This is a genomic window from Pseudomonas sp. P179 (genome assembly GCF_000478485.2).
Taxonomy (GTDB): Bacteria; Pseudomonadota; Gammaproteobacteria; order Pseudomonadales; family Pseudomonadaceae; genus Pseudomonas; species Pseudomonas aeruginosa.
In genome coordinates this window covers 19,373-34,848 of sequence record NZ_KI517354.1, presented here as the reverse complement: position 1 = coordinate 34,848, position 15,476 = coordinate 19,373, and the positions used below count along the sequence as shown (strand labels likewise).

At 68.8% G+C, this 15,476-nt stretch carries 15 protein-coding genes; 3 read left to right on the top strand and 12 right to left on the bottom strand.

Features of this window, described 5'->3' with window-relative positions; all coding sequences use genetic code 11:
- Nucleotides 1–8: 8 nt before the first annotated feature.
- Nucleotides 9–386 (bottom strand): monooxygenase PumA, encoded by a 378-nt coding sequence (gene pumA / locus HMPREF1224_RS13185; protein ID WP_003089304.1) that lies wholly within the window; start codon nt 384–386, stop codon nt 9–11.
- Nucleotides 387–463: 77 nt separating this feature from the next.
- Here pumA and soxR point away from each other — a divergent pair, with 77 nt between their 5' ends.
- On the top strand, nt 464–934 hold the full coding sequence (soxR, locus tag HMPREF1224_RS13180) for a redox-sensitive transcriptional activator SoxR (protein ID WP_003089301.1): 471 nt from the start codon (nt 464–466) through the stop codon (nt 932–934).
- A 7-nt stretch (nt 935–941) separates the two neighbouring features.
- Here the strand turns inward: soxR and HMPREF1224_RS13175 are convergent, their stop codons facing one another.
- From HMPREF1224_RS13175 to HMPREF1224_RS13165, 3 genes are all read right to left on the bottom strand, one after another.
- Nucleotides 942–2,639 carry a peptidoglycan D,D-transpeptidase FtsI family protein gene (locus HMPREF1224_RS13175; RefSeq protein ID WP_003110751.1) on the bottom strand — a complete coding sequence of 566 codons (1,698 nt, stop codon included), beginning with the start codon at nt 2,637–2,639 and terminating at the stop codon, nt 942–944.
- 121 nt (nt 2,640–2,760) lie between these two features.
- Entirely contained in the window at nt 2,761–3,276 is a 516-nt protein-coding gene (locus tag HMPREF1224_RS13170; RefSeq protein ID WP_003089295.1) for a GNAT family N-acetyltransferase, read from the bottom strand.
- Between the two features lie 7 nt (nt 3,277–3,283).
- Nucleotides 3,284–3,874 (bottom strand): TetR/AcrR family transcriptional regulator, encoded by a 591-nt coding sequence (locus HMPREF1224_RS13165; protein WP_010792991.1) that lies wholly within the window; start codon nt 3,872–3,874, stop codon nt 3,284–3,286.
- A gap of 146 nt (nt 3,875–4,020) precedes the next feature.
- Here HMPREF1224_RS13165 and HMPREF1224_RS13160 point away from each other — a divergent pair, with 146 nt between their 5' ends.
- On the top strand, nt 4,021–5,226 hold the full coding sequence (locus HMPREF1224_RS13160; protein WP_010792990.1) for an MFS transporter: 1,206 nt from the start codon (nt 4,021–4,023) through the stop codon (nt 5,224–5,226).
- Here HMPREF1224_RS13160 and HMPREF1224_RS13155 read toward each other — a convergent pair.
- The gene (locus tag HMPREF1224_RS13155) at nt 5,190–6,260 is read right to left on the bottom strand and encodes a CTP synthase C-terminal region-related (seleno)protein (RefSeq protein WP_010792989.1); all 1,071 of its coding nucleotides are present in this window, start codon (nt 6,258–6,260) and stop codon (nt 5,190–5,192) included. The two genes, HMPREF1224_RS13160 and HMPREF1224_RS13155, sit on opposite strands and share 37 nt — an antisense overlap.
- Before the next feature lie 86 nt (nt 6,261–6,346).
- Here HMPREF1224_RS13155 and HMPREF1224_RS13150 point away from each other — a divergent pair, with 86 nt between their 5' ends.
- Nucleotides 6,347–7,243 (top strand): LysR family transcriptional regulator, encoded by an 897-nt coding sequence (locus tag HMPREF1224_RS13150; protein ID WP_003117815.1) that lies wholly within the window; start codon nt 6,347–6,349, stop codon nt 7,241–7,243.
- A gap of 72 nt (nt 7,244–7,315) precedes the next feature.
- Here HMPREF1224_RS13150 and HMPREF1224_RS13145 read toward each other — a convergent pair whose 3' ends face one another.
- The 7 genes from HMPREF1224_RS13145 to HMPREF1224_RS13115 all read right to left on the bottom strand — a co-directional run bounded on the left by HMPREF1224_RS13145 (nt 7,316) and on the right by HMPREF1224_RS13115 (nt 15,409).
- A complete protein-coding gene (locus HMPREF1224_RS13145; protein ID WP_003113742.1) occupies nt 7,316–8,635 on the bottom strand; it encodes a cytochrome c in 1,320 nt (439 codons plus the stop codon).
- Nucleotides 8,636–8,646: 11 nt separating this feature from the next.
- Nucleotides 8,647–10,422, bottom strand: coding sequence for a GMC family oxidoreductase (locus HMPREF1224_RS13140; RefSeq protein WP_003110747.1), 1,776 nt, complete (start codon nt 10,420–10,422; stop codon nt 8,647–8,649).
- A gap of 2 nt (nt 10,423–10,424) precedes the next feature.
- Nucleotides 10,425–11,141, bottom strand: a complete 717-nt coding sequence (locus tag HMPREF1224_RS13135) for a gluconate 2-dehydrogenase subunit 3 family protein (RefSeq protein ID WP_003110746.1) — start codon at nt 11,139–11,141, stop codon at nt 10,425–10,427.
- Between the two features lie 167 nt (nt 11,142–11,308).
- The gene (locus HMPREF1224_RS13130) at nt 11,309–12,295 is read right to left on the bottom strand and encodes a 2-hydroxyacid dehydrogenase (protein WP_010792988.1); all 987 of its coding nucleotides are present in this window, start codon (nt 12,293–12,295) and stop codon (nt 11,309–11,311) included.
- Nucleotides 12,296–12,313: 18 nt separating this feature from the next.
- Complete coding sequence (locus HMPREF1224_RS13125; protein ID WP_003113740.1) at nt 12,314–13,621, bottom strand: MFS transporter; 1,308 nt, start codon at nt 13,619–13,621, stop codon at nt 12,314–12,316.
- 62 nt (nt 13,622–13,683) lie between these two features.
- Nucleotides 13,684–14,634: a sugar kinase gene (locus tag HMPREF1224_RS13120; protein WP_003089272.1), complete on the bottom strand. Its 951-nt coding sequence runs from the start codon at nt 14,632–14,634 to the stop codon at nt 13,684–13,686.
- The gene (locus HMPREF1224_RS13115) at nt 14,627–15,409 is read right to left on the bottom strand and encodes a sugar phosphate isomerase/epimerase family protein (protein ID WP_003113739.1); all 783 of its coding nucleotides are present in this window, start codon (nt 15,407–15,409) and stop codon (nt 14,627–14,629) included. The genes HMPREF1224_RS13120 and HMPREF1224_RS13115 overlap by 8 nt, the downstream gene beginning before the upstream one ends.
- Nucleotides 15,410–15,476 lie beyond the last annotated feature (67 nt).

Genomic DNA, 15,476 nt, shown 5'->3' with positions numbered 1-15,476 from the left:
CGGCGGGCTCAGCAGCCCTCGGCGTCGACCAGGAAGGTCTCGAAACGCACGCTTTTCGCCCCCAGCCGCCAGACGCCCGCGCTCAGCGGGCCTTGCGCGTCCTCCCGGGCCTGCCAGGCGCGTTCGCAGTCCTCGCGTGAACGCCAGCAGGTGTAGTTCAGCACGTGCTGGCCGTCCTCGCTGGGGTGCAGGCTGGCGGACAGGTAGCCCGGGCAGTTCCTGAAGCAGCGTTCCAGGCGTTGCAGGTGCGCGTTCTGTTCCAGCGCCAGCGACAACTGGCTGGCGGGTTCCACCTCGATATCGATGAGTTGCGCGTAGCACGGCGACCGCTCGCTAGCGGCCGGGCACTGATCGTCGGTGCAGCAGTAGGAGGAGGGGATGAGCATGGCGGGTTACTCCGGGTGACTTGTGTCGAGGGCCGGCCCAGGGTAAAACCTCAAGCAAACTTGAGGTCAAGCCAATCATGAAGAATTCCTGCGCATCTCGTGAACTGAGCGTCGGCGAACTGGCCAGGCGTGCCGGCGTGGCGGTCTCCGCCCTGCATTTCTACGAAACCAAGGGGCTGATCAGCAGCCAGCGCAACGCCGGCAACCAGCGGCGCTTCAGTCGCGAGACGCTACGCCGGGTGGTGGTGATCAAGGTCGCCCAGCGGGTCGGCATTCCCCTCGCGGAGATCGCTCGCGCCCTGCAGACCCTGCCGGCGGGGCGTAGCCCTAGCGCGGCGGACTGGGCGCGCCTGTCGGCGCAGTGGAAGGAGGATCTCACCGAGCGCATCGACAAGCTGCTGCTGTTGCGCGACCAACTGGACGGCTGCATCGGTTGCGGCTGCCTGTCGCTCCAGGCCTGCCCGTTGCGCAACCCCGGCGACCAGCTTTCCGCCGAGGGGCCGGGAGCGCACTGGCTGGACGCCGAGGGCCGCGAGCACGACGGCTAGGCAGCGGTCAGCCGTGGTGCTGGCGGTCGGCGACGGCCGGGCTGTCCTGCAGGTTGTCCGGCGGGATCGCCAGGGCGCGTAGCGATCCGGCCATGATGTCGCTGAAGGTGGGCGCCGAGACCAGGCCGCCGAAGTAGCCGATCCTGGTCGGCGAATCGATCATCACCGCCAGCACCAGTTGCGGGTCGGACGCCGGCGCCATGCCGACGAACAGCGAACGGTAGGACTTGTCCGCGTAGCCCCGGCCCGAGGCCTTGCGCGCGGTGCCGCTCTTGCCCGCCACGTGGTAGCCCGGCACGCGGGCGCGGACCACGCCCTTCGGGTCTTCCACCACGGTTTGCAGCATCGCCCGGATGCGCCGTGCGATCTGCGGGTCCATCGCCTGTCGCACCTGGTTCTGCGGGTTGTCGCGGAGCAGGCTGAGCGGCACCAGCTTGCCGTCGTTGGCGAACACCGAGTAGGCCTGGGCCAGCTCGGCGGTGTTCACCGCCAGGCTGTAGCCGAACGACATGCTGGCGGTGGCGATGTTCGACCATTTCTCGTGGAACGGCAGGTAGCCCGGGTTCTCGCCGGGGAAGCCCAGCGACAGCGGCGCGCCGAAACCGACCCGGCCGAGCTGTTCGAGGATCGGCTTGGGCCCGATCTGCAGGGCGACCTTGCTCATGCCGATGTTCGAGGAGTTGATCAGTACCCCGGTCATGGTCAGTACGTCGCGCCGGGCGACGTCGTGGATGGTGTGCCCGTCGATGGTCATCCAGCCCGGTGCCACGCTGACTTGACTGTTCTCGTCGAACTTGCCGGAGGCCAGCGCCGCCGACATGCTGAACGGCTTGATCACCGAGCCCGGCTCGAAGGTATCGGTGAGGGTGCGGTTGCGCATGAAGGCCGGGGCGAAGCTGGCGCGGTTGTTCGGGTTGTAGGAGGGGAAGTTGGCCATCGCCAGGATCTGCCCGCTCTTCGGGTTCACCAGGACCGCCGAGCCGGAGTGCGCGCCGAACTTGAGCACGGCCTTTTCCAGCGCCTTGTAGGCGATGAACTGTAGTCGCAGGTCGATGCTCAGGGCCACGTCCTGGCTGGCCTTGGGCGTCTTCAGCACCTTGATGCTGTTGACCAGCGAGCCGCGCGGGTTGATCGCCACCTCGCGTACCCCGTCCTTGCCGCTCAGCCAGTCGTTGAAGCCCAGTTCGGTGCCTTCCTGGCCGCGGCCGTCGATGTTGACCAGGCCGATCAACTGCGCGGTCAGCTCGGAACTGGGGTAGAAACGCTTGTATTCCTTGATCTGGTGTACCCCCGTTATGCCCAGGGCCATCACCTCGCTGGCCTCGATCGGCGACAGGCCGCGCTCGAGGTAGAGGAAGCGCTTGTTCGGGTTGGCCTGGAGCTGGGCCAGCAGCGGCGCCGCAGGGCGGTGCAGGGCGCCGGCCAGGCGCGGCACCTCGTCGAGGTGGGCGGCCATTTCCCTGGGGTTGCACCAGATCGACGCGACTTCGGTGGATACCGCCAGCGGCTCGCCGTTGCGGTCGGTGATCATGCCGCGGGTGACCGGGATCGGCAGGTCGCGGATCGAGCGAAGGTCGCCCTGGTCGGCGAGGAATTCGTGGTCGTGGACCTGGAGATAGACCAACCGTCCGGAGACGGCCAGGGAGGCGAGGACGAACAGGGTGACGACAAGGATGAAGCGGTAGTTTCGGCGTTGACTGCTCATGCAAGGGCACACTGGGGAAGAGGGAGAGCGGAAGCCCGTCCGGGGCAGTGCTGAAACATCCTGTTGCAGTTGGCAACTGTACCGTCACCCGCCACCCGCCGGTCAAGCCCTTTGCCGCCGTCTAGAGCACCAGGCGCATCGCGCAGCGGCTGTCGGCGGCGAAGCCGATCTCCTGCTCGTGGCCGAGGATCGCGCGCAAGCGCTCGCCGGCTTCCTGCCAGGTCAGCCGCTGGAAGCCCAGGCGTGCGTAGAACGGCGCGTTCCAGGGCACGTCGCAGAAGGTCGTCAGGGTCAGCGCCCGGCAGTGGCTGGCGTGGGCGTAGGTCACCGCGCGCTCCAGCAGGCGGCGGCCCAGGCCCTGTTGCTGGTGGGCCTGGGCGATGGACAACTCGGCGATGTGCAACTCGTCGGCGCAGCGTTCGGCGGCGAGGAAACCGACCGGCTGGCCATCGGCGTCTTCCGCCAGCCAGTGGCTGCCGCGCTCGATCAGGCGGCGATGGAAGTCCACCCCGGCGACCCCGGCGTCGGCGATCCAGGCCAGCTCGGGCAGCAGGCGGAAGCTTTCCCCGGCTGAGCGCTCGATGGCCGGGAGCAGCGCGGCGTCCTCGTCGCGGCTGGTTCTGATGCGGTAGTCCATTGGCTTTTCACTCCATGAGCAGGCCGTCGAGCAGCACGTCCAGGGCCTGGCAGGCCCTGGCCAGGCTCTCCGGCGGGTGTTCGGCGTTGGCGATACGCAGGGCGGCGTCCACCAGCGCGCCGTTGAGCAGCCAGGCCAGGGCCTCGGCGTCGGTGCGGCGGACCCGCCCGCTGTCCATCAGTTCGCGCAGTTGCCCGGTCATCGAGCTTAGGCAGCGCAGTTGGCTGGCCTCGCTGCTGGAGCTGCCGAGGATGGCCGGGGCATCGCGCAGGACGATGCGCTGGATTTCCGCTTCCAGGGCCATTTCCAGGTAGGCCCGGTTGTAGGCACGGAAGCCGCTCCAGAGGTCCTCGCCGGCAGCCAGGATGGCGCCGAGGCGAAGATTCATCTCGTCGTCGATCTGCTGCACCACCGCGGCCAGCAGGCCTTTCTTGTCGCCGAAGTGGTGATACAGCGCGCCGCGGGTGAGGCCGGCGCTGGCGGTCAGTTCGTCCATCGAGGCGCCGGCGTAGCCGTTGTCGGCGAACGCTCGGCGCGCGGCGTCGATCAGCTTGGCGCGGGTTTCCTCGATCATCTCGGCGCGAGGCTTGCGGGCCATGCGAGGTCTCCGGGTGGCGAAGGGGCTTCAGGATAATTGACATACGCTGCGTATGTCTCCATGATTTTTGACATACGCAGCGTATGTTAATTTCGTCTTCTCCCGTCGTCGCCGGTTCCGCTGGAGCCGGCCAGCCGAGGCTTTCCATGAGCAACCCCTATCTCGAACTGTTCGCCGCGCCCGGCGCCAAGGGCTTTTCAGCCGCCGGCCTGCTGGCGCGGATGCCCCTGTCGATGACCGGCCTGGGCATCGTCACCATGCTTTCCCAGGTGCATGCCGACTACTGGCTGGCCGGTACCGTGGCGGCCACCTTCGTGTTCTGCAATGCCTTGCTCGCGCCGCAGGTATCGCGCCTGGTGGACCGCTTCGGCCAGGGCCGGGTGCTGCTCCCGGCCGCGCTGGCCAGCGCCCTGTCGATGAGCGCGCTGTTGCTGTGTACGCACTATCGAGCGCCGAATGCCTGGCTCTACCTGTTCGCCTTGCTCGCCGGGGCGATGCCGAGCATGCCGGCCATGGTACGGGCGCGCTGGACCGAGCTGTACCGGGGCTCGCCGAAGCTGCACACGGCGTTTTCCTTCGAATCGGTGATGGACGAGGTGTGCTACATCATCGGGCCGGTGCTGGCGGTGAGCCTCAGCGTCGGCTGGTTCGCCGAGGCGGGGCCGCTGCTGGCGACGCTGTTCCTGGTCGCCGGGGTGAGCCTGTTCAGCCTGCAACGCGGCACCGAACCGCCGCTGCATGCCCATCCGCGGCGCCGCGCCGGCAGCGCGCTGGCCTATCCGGCGGTACGCGTGCTGGCGCTGGTGCTGGCCGCCATCGGGGTGATCTTCGGCGCGGTGGAAGTGGTCAGCGTGGCCTTCGCCGAGGCGCACGGCAACAAGGCTGCGGCAAGCCTGGTGTTGTCGGTCTATGCCGTCGGCTCATGTCTCGCGGGATTGCTGTTCGGGCTGCTGCGCTGGCGCCTGGCGCTTTCCCGGCAACTGCTCTGCATGGTTACGCTGATGGCCCTGAGCCTGATGCCGCTGCTAGGGGTGGAGAGCATCCTTGCGCTTGCCCTGACCGTGCTGGTGGCCGGCTTCAGCGTGGCGCCGACGATGATCCTGGCCATGGGCCTGGTCGAGCGCGCGGTGGACCCGGCGCGCCTCACCGAAGGCCTGACCTGGGCCATCACCGGGCTGGGCATCGGCATGGCCTTGGGCTCGGCGCTGGCCGGTTGGGTGGTGGAGGGCTACGGCGCCGCCAGCGGTTTCCTCGTCGCGGTCGGCGCCGGCTGGCTGGCCTGGCTGCTGGCCCTGGCCTGCTTCCGGGTGCTGGCTCAGGACGAGGCCGGAGACTGCGCGGTGTCCGGCTGAGCCGGGAAGGCGTATTCGCGTTCGACCCGGGCGATCCGCGCGCTGAAACCGGCGTACCAGTCGCGCCGGCCGCGCGCCTGGGCGTCGCGGTGCTCCGCGTGGCGGCTCCAGGCACGGATCGCCGCCTCGCTGTCCCAGTAGGAGACGGTGATGCCGAAACCGTCGGCGCCGCGGACCGACTCCACGCCGAGATAGCCCGGCTGGCGGCTGGCCAGTTCCAGCATGCGCTCGGCCGCTTCGGCGTAGCCGTCGTCGACGGCGCTGCGATGGGAGCTGAAGATCACTGCGTAATAAGGTGTCGGGCCGCGCCGGGGGTGGTCGCGGCGCTGCGTCCGGCACGCCTCGACGAATGCCTTCGGCAGTGGCGGCAGGCCGCCGGCCAGGGCTGCCCGCTCGGGTTGGAACAGGGTGGCGACGAAGAACGGATGCTGTTCCAGCTCCACCGCGCGGATCGCTCCGTCGGCGCTCCAGGCGCTGGCCCGCAGTGCGCCGCCGGTAAGTTCCGCGGCGAAGCGCGGGGCGATTGCGTAGCGGCAATGGTAGTCCGCCTCGATCCAGTCGGCGGCATACGCCAGGGCCAGGCGCGAGCCGCGCAGCAGGCGGACTTCCTCGCGGGCTTCGAGCAGAGCGCAGGGCAGGGCGGCGATCACCGCCTGGTCGCTGTGCGGATGCTCCTCGCCATGGGGCGCCGCCTGCCAGCCGAGGGCGTTGCGGGCGAACTCGAGGATCGTGTGCTGGAAGCCGGCGCAGGTACCGAGGAACGGCCGGCGCCGGCCCCGGGCATGGGCGATCAGGCGCAGCACCGCGTCGGCGTCGCGATAGGGGCTGCCCGGCACGCACCAGAACCCGTCATAGCGCTCCAGCGCCGGCTCGGCGGGCAGGCGGTCGCTGGCCAGCCAGTCGAATGCGATCTCCAGGCCGAGTGCCTCGCCGGCCAGGCGCAGGGCCAGGGGAATCGCCCGGTGGGCGGTGATGTGCGGGTCGTGGTCGCCGACCAGGGCAATGCGCAGCGGCGCCGCGGGAGGGGTGGACATCCGTTTTCGCTCCAGTTTCGCCACGCCGGTTGGCGGGCCCTGGCGCTCACTCTATAGTTGCGTTTCCGCACTCGATATCGGCGCCAATGCAAAAGATGAATGCACCGCTGCAATATCGCCTGGACCATGCCGATCTTGCCCTGGTCCTCGCCCTGGTTCGCGGCGGCAGCCTGGCGCGTGCCGCAGAGTTGCTCAGGGTCGATGTGTCGACGGTCTTCCGGGCCATCCGCCGGCTGGAGAAGAACCTCGGCAAGGCATTGTTCGACAAGAGCCGCAGCGGCTACCTGGCGAACCAGACCGCCCGCCGTCTGGCGCAGCAGGCGGAACTGGCGGAGCAGGCGCTGGAGGCGGCGCGCATCGGCCTCGAACTGGAGCGCGAGGTGCTCAGCGGTACCGTGCGCATGACCTGCTCCGACGCCGTCCTGCATGGCCTGCTGCTGCCGGCGCTGGCGCGCTTCATGCCTGGCTATCCGGCCCTGCAACTGGAGCTGGCGACCTCCAACGACTTTGCCAACCTCAGCCGGCGCGACGCCGACATCGCCCTGCGCATGACCCGCACGCCGCCGGAACACCTGGTCGGGCGCAACCTCGGCGAGGTGCGCTACGTGCTCTGCGCCAGCGAACGCTACCTGGAGGGCCGCGACGCGACGGAGCCCGCCATGCTGCACTGGATCGCCCCGGACGATTTTCTTCCCGACCACCCGAGCGTGGTCTGGCGTCGTCGACACTATCCCGGGGTGCTGCCGGCCTACCGCTGCAACGGCGTGCTGGCGGTCGCCGAGATGGCCCGCGCCGGCCTCGGCCTGGCGGCGATCCCTGCCTACCTGCTACGCGACGGCGACGGCCTGCGGGTACTGGACGCCGACCTCGAGGGCTGCGCCAGCGCCCTGTGGCTGCTGACCCGTCCGGACTGCCGGGCGTTGCGCTCGGTGGTCGCGTTGTTCGACGAGCTGGGGCGGCATGTGCGATTGGGAGATGAGTGAAGGGGTGGCCGTGCCTGGTATGGCAACCCTCTCCCGCGAGCGGGAGAGGGGCTGGAATGGCAGGCCTGGCGCTCAGCCGCGATCCGCCGCGGCCGATCCCGGCGGCGGAATGTCGCCCACCGCCGCCGCGCCGGTGTCCTTGCGCAGGCGCCTGACCTCGTCGACGCTGACGCTTGGCGCCTGGTTGCCCCAGCTGGTGCGGATGAAGTTGACCACGTCGGCGATCTCCTGGTCGTTCATCCGCCAGCCGAACGGCGGCATGGTGAAGCTCGACGGTGCCTGGTGGGTGGCCGGCAGGGTGCCGCCCTTGAGCACGATGTGCACCAGGGAGGTCGGGTCGCTGCCGGTCACTACCGGGTTGCCGGCCAGGGCCGGGAAGACCCGCGCATAGCCCTTGCCGTCGGTGCGGTGGCAGGCCCCGCAGTTGTCGACGTAAAGCGCCGCGCCGGTCTTGCTGTCGTCGCCGTGGAACAGTGCCTGGGCCACGCTCTCGTCGTAGACGTGCGGCTGGTCGGCGGGGTCCGCCGGCGGCAGCGACTTGAGGTAGCGGGCGATGGCGGTGAGGTCGGCGTCGGTCATGTACTGCATGCTGTGCACCACCACGTCGGACATGCCGCCGAACACCGCGCTGCGCTCGCTGCGGCCGGTACGCAGGAAGCTGACCAGGTCGGCTTCGCTCCAGCTGCCCAGTCCGGTCCGGTGGTCGCCGCGCAGGCTCTTGGCGATCCAGTTCTCCAGCGGCGCGCTGCCGGACAGGTAGGCCGCGCCATCGCTCGCCGCCAGGGCCTTCTCCTGCATGCCCAGCCCACGCGGGGTATGGCAGGCGCCACAGTGGCCAAGGCCTTCGACCAGGTAGGCGCCGCGCGCCAGCACCGGGTCCTGCCCGGCGGCGGCCTGGAAGTCCTTCACCTCGGGAGCGAAGGTCCAGCGCCAGAATGCCAGCGGCCAGCGCATCGACAGCGGCCAGGGGATGTCGCTGGCCTTGTTGGGCTGCTCCACCGGCTCCACGCCATGCATGAAGTAGGCGTAGAGGGCGCGCATGTCCGCTTCGCTGACTCGCGCGTAGGACGGGTAGGGCATCGCCGGGTAGAGCGTGTCGCCGGACCTGGCCACGCCGTGGCGCACGGCACGGTCGAAGTCCTCGAAGCTGTAGTCGCCGATGCCGGTCTTGCGGTCCGGGGTGATGTTGGTCGAGTACACCGCGCCGATCGGCGTTTCCATCGGCAGGCCCCCGGCGAACGGCTTGCCGTCCCTGGCGGTGTGGCAGGCCACGCAATCGCCGGCGCGGGCCAGGTATTCACCCTGCCTGACCAGGGCCGGGTCCGGCGCTGCGGCGGCCTGGGCGATGCCGCAGGCGAGGGCGGAGAGGGCGAGGAAGGCTGTCGGTTTCATCGTTGCGCTCCTCATGCCTGCACCAGCGGACCGGGGTTCTTCAGGTATTGCTCGCGGATCGCCTTGGCCGACCAGTAGGCCAGCGCCGCCACCAGCCCAGTGGGGTTGTAGCCGGTGCCCTGGGGGAAGGCCGAGGCGCCCATGACGAAGACGTTGTGCACGTCCCAGCTCTGCAGGTAGCGGTTGAGCACGCTGGTCTTCGGATCGCTGCCCATGATCGCCCCGCCGAGCAGGTGGGTGGTCTGGTAGACCCGTGTATTGAAGTGGTCGCCGAAGTTCTTGACGCTCACCGAGATGGCCTTCGGGTTCATCGCTTCGGCGATCTTGCGCATGTGCTCGGTGACGTAGCGGCTCATGCGGATCTCGTTGTCCTTCCAGTCGAAGGTCATGCGCAGCAGTGGCTGGCCGTAGGCGTCCTTGTAGGTCGGGTCGAGGTCGAGGTAGTTGTCGCGGTAGGTCATGTTGCTGCCGTGGGCGTCCATCGACACGGTGTGCGTGTAGGCGTCCTTGACCGCCTGTTTCCAGCCGCTGCCCCAGCTCGGCGTGCCGGGCGGCACGGCGAGGCCGCCGATCGGCTTGGAGCCGGCCTGGTTGACCCACATCGGCGAGCCGCCGACGAAGCCCAGCGGTCCGTGGTCGAAGTTGTCGGCGTTGAAGTCGTCCACCGCCACGCCGCCACCGCCGGTGCCGACGAAGGGGTTGGTATGCACGTCCTTGTCGAAGAACGCCTTGATGGTGGCCATGTTCTGGTAGGCGAAGTTCTTTCCCACCACGCCCTCGCCGGTGCGCGGGTCGTAGGGCTTGCCGATGCCGGAGAGCAGCAGCAGGCGCACGTTGTGGAACTGGAAGGCGCTGATGATCACCAGCTTCGCCGGCTGCACGATCTCGCGCCCCTGGGCGTCGACGTAGGTCACGCCGGTGGCCTGCCTGCCGTCGCTGTCGAGGTTGACCTTGAGCACGTTGCAGTTGGCGCGCAGTTCGAACAGCGGGGTCTGGCGCAGCGCCGGCAGGATGTTCAGGTTCGGCGAGGCCTTGGAATACATGTAGCAGGCGTAGCCGCTGCAGAAGCCGCAGAAGTTGCACGGCCCCATCTGCACCCCGTAGGGGTTGGTCCAGGGCCCCGAAGCGTTGGCCGCCGGCAGGTCGTAGGGGTGCAGGCCGAGTTCCTCGGCGGCCTTGCGGAACAGTTGCGCGGAGTACACCTGGCGCAGCGCCGGCAGCGGGAAGTCGTCCGAGCGGTCGGCGGCGAACGGATTGCCCTTGCCGACCACCTGGCCCTTGACCGTATGCGCGGTGCCGGAGGTGCCGAAGACCTTCTCGGCGAAATCGAAGTGCGGCTCCAGCTCTTCGTAGCTGACCCCGTAGTCCTGGATGGTCATGCCTTCGGGGATGAATTTCTTGCCGTAGCGTTCCTCGTAATGGCTGCGCAGGCGCAGTTCCTCGGGCATGATCCGGAAATGCACGCCGGACCAGTGCAGGCCGGCGCCACCGACGCCGTCGCCGGGAAGGAAGGCGGAGAGCTGACGGTAGGGCAGCGCGGTGTCGTTGATCCCGTGGCGGATGCTCACGGTGCTCTTGGAGAGATTCTGGAACAGCTTGCCGCGTGTGTTGTAGGTCAGCTCGTCGAGGGTGTTCGGGTAGGCGCCGTCGGGATAGGTATCGCGGTTCTCGCCGCGCTCCAGCGCCACCACGTTGAGCCCGGCCTCGGTCAGCTCCTTGGCCAGGATCGCTCCGGTCCAGCCGAAGCCGACCACCACCGCGTCCACCGGTTTGAGTGTCGTCGCCATGTTCAACCCCTCTCGCCGGAAATCGCCACCGGCGGGAAGGGATACTTCTCGCCGCGGTCGGCCCAGTCCATGAAGTCGGCGCGGGCGCCGGGGAAACCGACCAGCTTCCAGCCCACCAGGCCGCGATTGCCGCCGTGCTGCGGATCGGAGAAGAAGCCTTCGTGGGTGTTTTGCAGCAACTGGCCGAAGAGCAGCTTGGCCGGCAGGTCCTGCAGGTCGATCTGGCCGGCTTCCAGGCGTTGCAGGATGTCGTCCTGCGCCGACGGCTCCAGCTCGGCGAACGGCTTGCCCTGGTTGGCCTTGCTCCAGCGTTCCAGGGCGGCGATGCCGACCCGGTAGATGTCGCGTGGCACCAGCTTCAACTGATGGCCGAACTCCGGCGCGGCGTCGGTGACGAACGGCCCCTGCATGTACCAGAGTGCGCCGTGCCCGTAGGGGGTTTCCATCTGTCGGTCGATGAACTCCGGCACCCCGGCCTCGATGGCGCCGGGGCCGTTGTCGTCGCTGGGGATCAGTCGCGCCACCGCGGCGTTGACGAAAGCCCATTCGGTGTTGGTGAAGAAGCGAGGCTGGTAGCGTTCGCGGGGTTTGTCCTGCTCGGCGGCAGGCGTCTGCATGGCATGGCCGACGCCATAGCCGGCCAGGGTCACCGCCGGGATCACGGTCAGGGTCTTGCGCAGGAAGTCGCGGCGGCCGTTGACGGCCTTGTCATCGGGCATGGTGGGGTCCTCTCTGGATCATCACGGTTTCGTCTTTCTGATAATGATTAGCAGGCTAATTATAAGTTCATGTGTCACGTTGAAAAAACGTTTCAGCAAGGATTCAGGCAGGCCAATACCGGCAAGTGAAGCAGAACGGCGCGCCGGGCGTCGGCCCGGCGCGGCCTTCAGGCGCCTCGCCGTCGCGCCCAGGCCGAAGGATTGACCAGGTTCAGCGGCCGCTCGCCGGCGAGGGCGGCCAGCAGGTTGTCTACCGCGCAGCGGGCCATGGCTTCGCGGGTTTCCTCGGTGGCCGAGCCGATGTGCGGAGTGGCCACCACGTTCGGCAGGCGCAGCAGCGGCGAGTCGGGAGACAGCGGCTCGCGCTCGAACACGTCGAGGCCGGCGGCGCGGATCCGCCGCTGGGCCAGGGCCTCGATCAGGGCCGCCTCGTCGACCACCCGGCCACGGGAGATGTTGATGAAGATCGCCTGCGGGCGCATCCGGGCGAACTGCGCGGCACCGATCAGGCCTTCGGTGGCGGCGGTCAGCGGCAGGGTCAGGCAGACGAAGTCGGATTCCTCGAGCAGCGCGTCGAGGGGGCGGTAGCTCGCTGCGTAGCGTTCTTCGACGTGGGGCTTCGAGCTATGGCTGTGGTACAGCACGCGCATGCCGAAGCCGTGGTGCCCGCGCCGGGCCAGGGCCTCGCCGATGCGGCCCATGCCGACGATACCGAGGGTCTTGCCATGCACGTCGGTACCGAACTGGGCGGCGCCGACGCTCCTCTTCCATTCCCCGGCGCGCACCCAGCCGGCCAGTTCCACTACCCGCCGGGCTGTCGCCAGGATCACCGCGAAGCCGGTGTCGGCGGTGGTCTCGGTGAGCACGTCGGGGGTATTGCTGAGGAGGATGCCGCGGCGGTCGAGGTAGTCGATGTCATAGTTGTCGACGCCCACCGAGACGCTGGCGATGGCTTCCAGTCGCGGTGCCAGGTCGAGCAGTCCGGCGTCCAGGCGCAGGCTGGCGCCGAGCAGGCCGTGGGCCTCGGGCAGGGCGTCGCGCAGGCGGGCCAGGCCGTCGCGGCCGGGCTCCTCGACCAGGAGCACCTCGACCCGTTCGCGCAGGCGTTCCATCAGGGGCGCGGAGAGACGTTTGTAGAGAACCACTTTCTTCATCGGATGCTCCGGAGTCGGTCAGGGGTGGGCCGGCGCCGCCCGCCGCGAGGCGTGCGCGCGGGCGGCATCGGGCTCGCGCTTGTCGGCGTGCGGGTTGAGGAACACGGTGAGCAGCACCGACAGCAGCAGCGCTCCGCTCATGAACAGATAGGAAGCCCCGGGCCCGCCGGTGATGCCGTTCAGGTAGCCGACCAGCCAGGAGCCGGAGAACGAGCCCAGCGCGCCCATGCTGTTGATCAGCGCCATGGCGCCGCCGGCGACGTTGGCCGGGAGGACTTCCGGGACGATGGCGAAGAACGGTCCGTAGGGCGCGTACATGCAGGCCCCGGCCAGCACCAGCAGGGCGTAGGACAGCCAGAAGTGCTCGCTGCCGAGGGCGTAGGAACCGTAGAAGGCGATGGACGCGATGAGCAGCGGCGGCCAGACGAAACGCTTGCGTTTCTGCAACCGGTCCGAGGCCCAGGACACCCCGAGCATGGCGATCACCGCCGCCAGGTAGGGCAGCGCCGACAGCCAGCCGGCTTCTATGATGTCGATGTTGGCGCCGTGCTTGAGGATCGACGGCAGCCAGAGGACGAAGCCATAGACGCCGATGCTCCAACAGAAGTACTGCAGCGAGAGGACGATGACCTTTGGCGAACGGAACGCCTCGCGGTAGTTCTTCACTGGCTTGATGCCCTGCTGCTCGGCGGCCAGGGCGTCTTCTAGGTCGCGTTTTTCCGAGCCGCTCAGCCAGGCGGCCTGGCGCGGGCGGTCATCCACCAGGCGCCACCAGATGAAGGCCCAGATCACCGCCGGCAGGCCTTCGATGATGAACATCCAGCGCCAGCTGAAATGCTCCACCAGGTAGCCGGAGACCACCGACATCCAGAGGATGGTCACCGGGTTGCCGAGGATCAGGAAGGTGTTCGCCCGCGAGCGCTCGGCGCGGGTGAACCAGTGGCAGAGGTAGACCAGCATCGCTGGCATCACCGCCGCCTCGACCACGCCGAGGAGGAAGCGGATGCCGATCAGCAGGTAGACGTTGGCGACCATCCCGGTCAGGGTGGCCAGTCCGCCCCAGAGGATCAGGCTGACGAAGATCAGCTTCTTGACGCTGCGCTTTTCCGCGTAGATCGCCCCCGGCACCTGGAAGAAGAAGTAACCGAGGAAGAACAGCGCGCCCAGCAGCGAGGACAGCCCGGGAGTGATCCGCAGGTCGTCGGCCATCCCGGAGGCGGCGGCGAAGCCGTAGTTGGCGCGGTCCAGGTAGGCCAGGCTGTAGGTGACGAAAACGATCGGCATGATGTACCACCAGCGGCTGCTGGCGAGGCGAGGCATGGTCATGGTCGGGTATCTCCTGAGCTTGTCTTGTTCTTGTCGCAACAGGTGCCGCGTGGGCGGCGGGTTCAGGCGCTCCTGCGGCGCTCGCGGTCGAGCAGTTGGCTGCGTTTCGGCAGCCCCTCCATGTCGCCGCGGACCTGTACCGCGCGGCTGCCGATCCAGTTGCCGCGCGCCACCGCGTCGGGCAGCGGCAGGCCTTCCAGCAGCGCGCTGACCACCCCGACCGCGAAGCCGTCGCCGGCGCCCACGGTGTCCACCACGGTCGCCACCGGCACGCCGGGGACCAGCCCTTCGCCGTGGGCATCGCGATAGTAGGCGCCGCTCGGGCCGAGCTTGATCGCCACCGCGTCGACGCCCATGTCCAGGTAGAACGCGGCGATATCCGCGGGTTCCTGCCAGCCGCTGAGCAGGCGGCCTTCCTCCAGGCCCGGCAGGACCCAGTGGGCATGCGCGGCGAGGGCGTTGATCTCGGCGATCATGCGGCGCTCGCTGGGCCACAGCGAGGGCCGCAGGTTGGGGTCGAAGGACAGGCTGGCGCCCTTGCCGCGCATGCGCCGCATCAGTTCGTGGGACAGTTCGCAGGCACTCGCCGAGAGTGCCGGCGGAATGCCGGTGGCGTGCAGGTGGCGGGCGCCGAGCATTTCTTCGCGGATATGGGCGAGGCCCAGCCGGCTGGCCGCCGAGCCGCGGCGGAAGTACTCGACCCGCGGGTCGGCACCATCGACCTCGCGGGACTTCATCTGGAACCCGGTGGGCGCTTGCGCGTCGACCTCGACGAAGCGGCAGTCGAGGCCCTCGCGGGTCAGGCTGTCGAGTACGAAGCGGCCGAGCGAGTCGTCGCCGACCCGGCTCAGCCAGGCCACCGCGAAGCCGAGGCGGGCGAGGCCGATGGCGACGTTGCTGTCGGCGCCGGCGATGCGCTTGCCGAACTGCTCGACCCGGTCCAGTTCGCCGGGCTGTTCGGCGACGAACATGGCCATGGTCTCGCCGAAGCAGAGGATCTCGAAGTCAGCCATGCTGGCGTTCCTCCTGGGGCTGGCCGAGGCGGGCGAGGGCGGCGATGTGCCGGCGGCTGAGACTGAGCAGGTCGTCGCCCTGCAGCGGGTATTCGATGGCCCGCGCCACGCCTTCCGGGAAATGCTGCAGCAGGCGCTGCCAGTACTGCAGGTCGGCGGCCGACGGCGGCACCGCGACCAGCTTGCCGTCGCGGTTGCGGATCACCGCCTTGCAGTGCACGTAGCCGACATAGCGGCCAAGGCGCAGGGCGGCTTCGTCGGCCGCCTGCTCCTGCCAGCGCCAGTTGCCGATGTCGAAGGTCATCGCCAGGTCCAGCTGCTGGCGTTCGGCGAGGCGGAAGAAGCGTTCCAGCACCTCGATCCGGCCGCCCTGGGGCGTCTGGTCGTTCTCCACCAGCAGTTGCAAGCCGTGGCGCGCCAGGCGCCGGCCGAGGGCGGCGAGATCGGGCTGTTCCGGCAGAAGGCCGAGCGAGACCTTGAGCCATCCGGCTCCGCAAGCTTCGGCGCGGCGCAGGGTCGGCTCCAGCTCGGGGTTCAACTGGCCGTCTTCGCGCCACAGCTCGAGGGGTGAGGAGAACACGCACTCCAGCCCCTGCAACTGGATGGCGGCGGTCAGCGCCTCGGTATCCGGCGGGCCGGCGAAGAGTTCCTCGCGCAGTTCCACGCGCTGCGCGCCGGCCATCGCCAGCAAGGGCAGGAAGCTGGCCTGGCCGCGACTGCGAACGAGGTCCGCGCCATAGCTGGAAAGACTGATGGAGACGGGGTGAAGGGACATTGGCGATCCTCTGAAACCGGTTTCATTTCAAGCCGTGCGAAAGCCGCCGGCAACGCGCCGGCGGCGG

What these genes read in the sequence shown, in the direction of transcription:
- pumA (WP_003089304.1), bottom strand. Translation starts at nt 386, where the DNA reads ATGCTCATCCCCTCCTCCTACTGCTGCACCGACGATCAGTGCCCGGCC.
- soxR (WP_003089301.1), top strand. Translation starts at nt 464, where the DNA reads ATGAAGAATTCCTGCGCATCTCGTGAACTGAGCGTCGGCGAACTGGCC.
- HMPREF1224_RS13175 (WP_003110751.1), bottom strand. Translation starts at nt 2,639, where the DNA reads ATGAGCAGTCAACGCCGAAACTACCGCTTCATCCTTGTCGTCACCCTG.
- HMPREF1224_RS13170 (WP_003089295.1), bottom strand. Translation starts at nt 3,276, where the DNA reads ATGGACTACCGCATCAGAACCAGCCGCGACGAGGACGCCGCGCTGCTC.
- HMPREF1224_RS13165 (WP_010792991.1), bottom strand. Translation starts at nt 3,874, where the DNA reads ATGGCCCGCAAGCCTCGCGCCGAGATGATCGAGGAAACCCGCGCCAAG.
- HMPREF1224_RS13160 (WP_010792990.1), top strand. Translation starts at nt 4,021, where the DNA reads ATGAGCAACCCCTATCTCGAACTGTTCGCCGCGCCCGGCGCCAAGGGC.
- HMPREF1224_RS13155 (WP_010792989.1), bottom strand. Translation starts at nt 6,260, where the DNA reads ATGTCCACCCCTCCCGCGGCGCCGCTGCGCATTGCCCTGGTCGGCGAC.
- HMPREF1224_RS13150 (WP_003117815.1), top strand. Translation starts at nt 6,347, where the DNA reads ATGCAAAAGATGAATGCACCGCTGCAATATCGCCTGGACCATGCCGAT.
- HMPREF1224_RS13145 (WP_003113742.1), bottom strand. Translation starts at nt 8,635, where the DNA reads ATGAAACCGACAGCCTTCCTCGCCCTCTCCGCCCTCGCCTGCGGCATC.
- HMPREF1224_RS13140 (WP_003110747.1), bottom strand. Translation starts at nt 10,422, where the DNA reads ATGGCGACGACACTCAAACCGGTGGACGCGGTGGTGGTCGGCTTCGGC.
- HMPREF1224_RS13135 (WP_003110746.1), bottom strand. Translation starts at nt 11,141, where the DNA reads ATGCCCGATGACAAGGCCGTCAACGGCCGCCGCGACTTCCTGCGCAAG.
- HMPREF1224_RS13130 (WP_010792988.1), bottom strand. Translation starts at nt 12,295, where the DNA reads ATGAAGAAAGTGGTTCTCTACAAACGTCTCTCCGCGCCCCTGATGGAA.
- HMPREF1224_RS13125 (WP_003113740.1), bottom strand. Translation starts at nt 13,621, where the DNA reads ATGACCATGCCTCGCCTCGCCAGCAGCCGCTGGTGGTACATCATGCCG.
- HMPREF1224_RS13120 (WP_003089272.1), bottom strand. Translation starts at nt 14,634, where the DNA reads ATGGCTGACTTCGAGATCCTCTGCTTCGGCGAGACCATGGCCATGTTC.
- HMPREF1224_RS13115 (WP_003113739.1), bottom strand. Translation starts at nt 15,409, where the DNA reads ATGTCCCTTCACCCCGTCTCCATCAGTCTTTCCAGCTATGGCGCGGAC.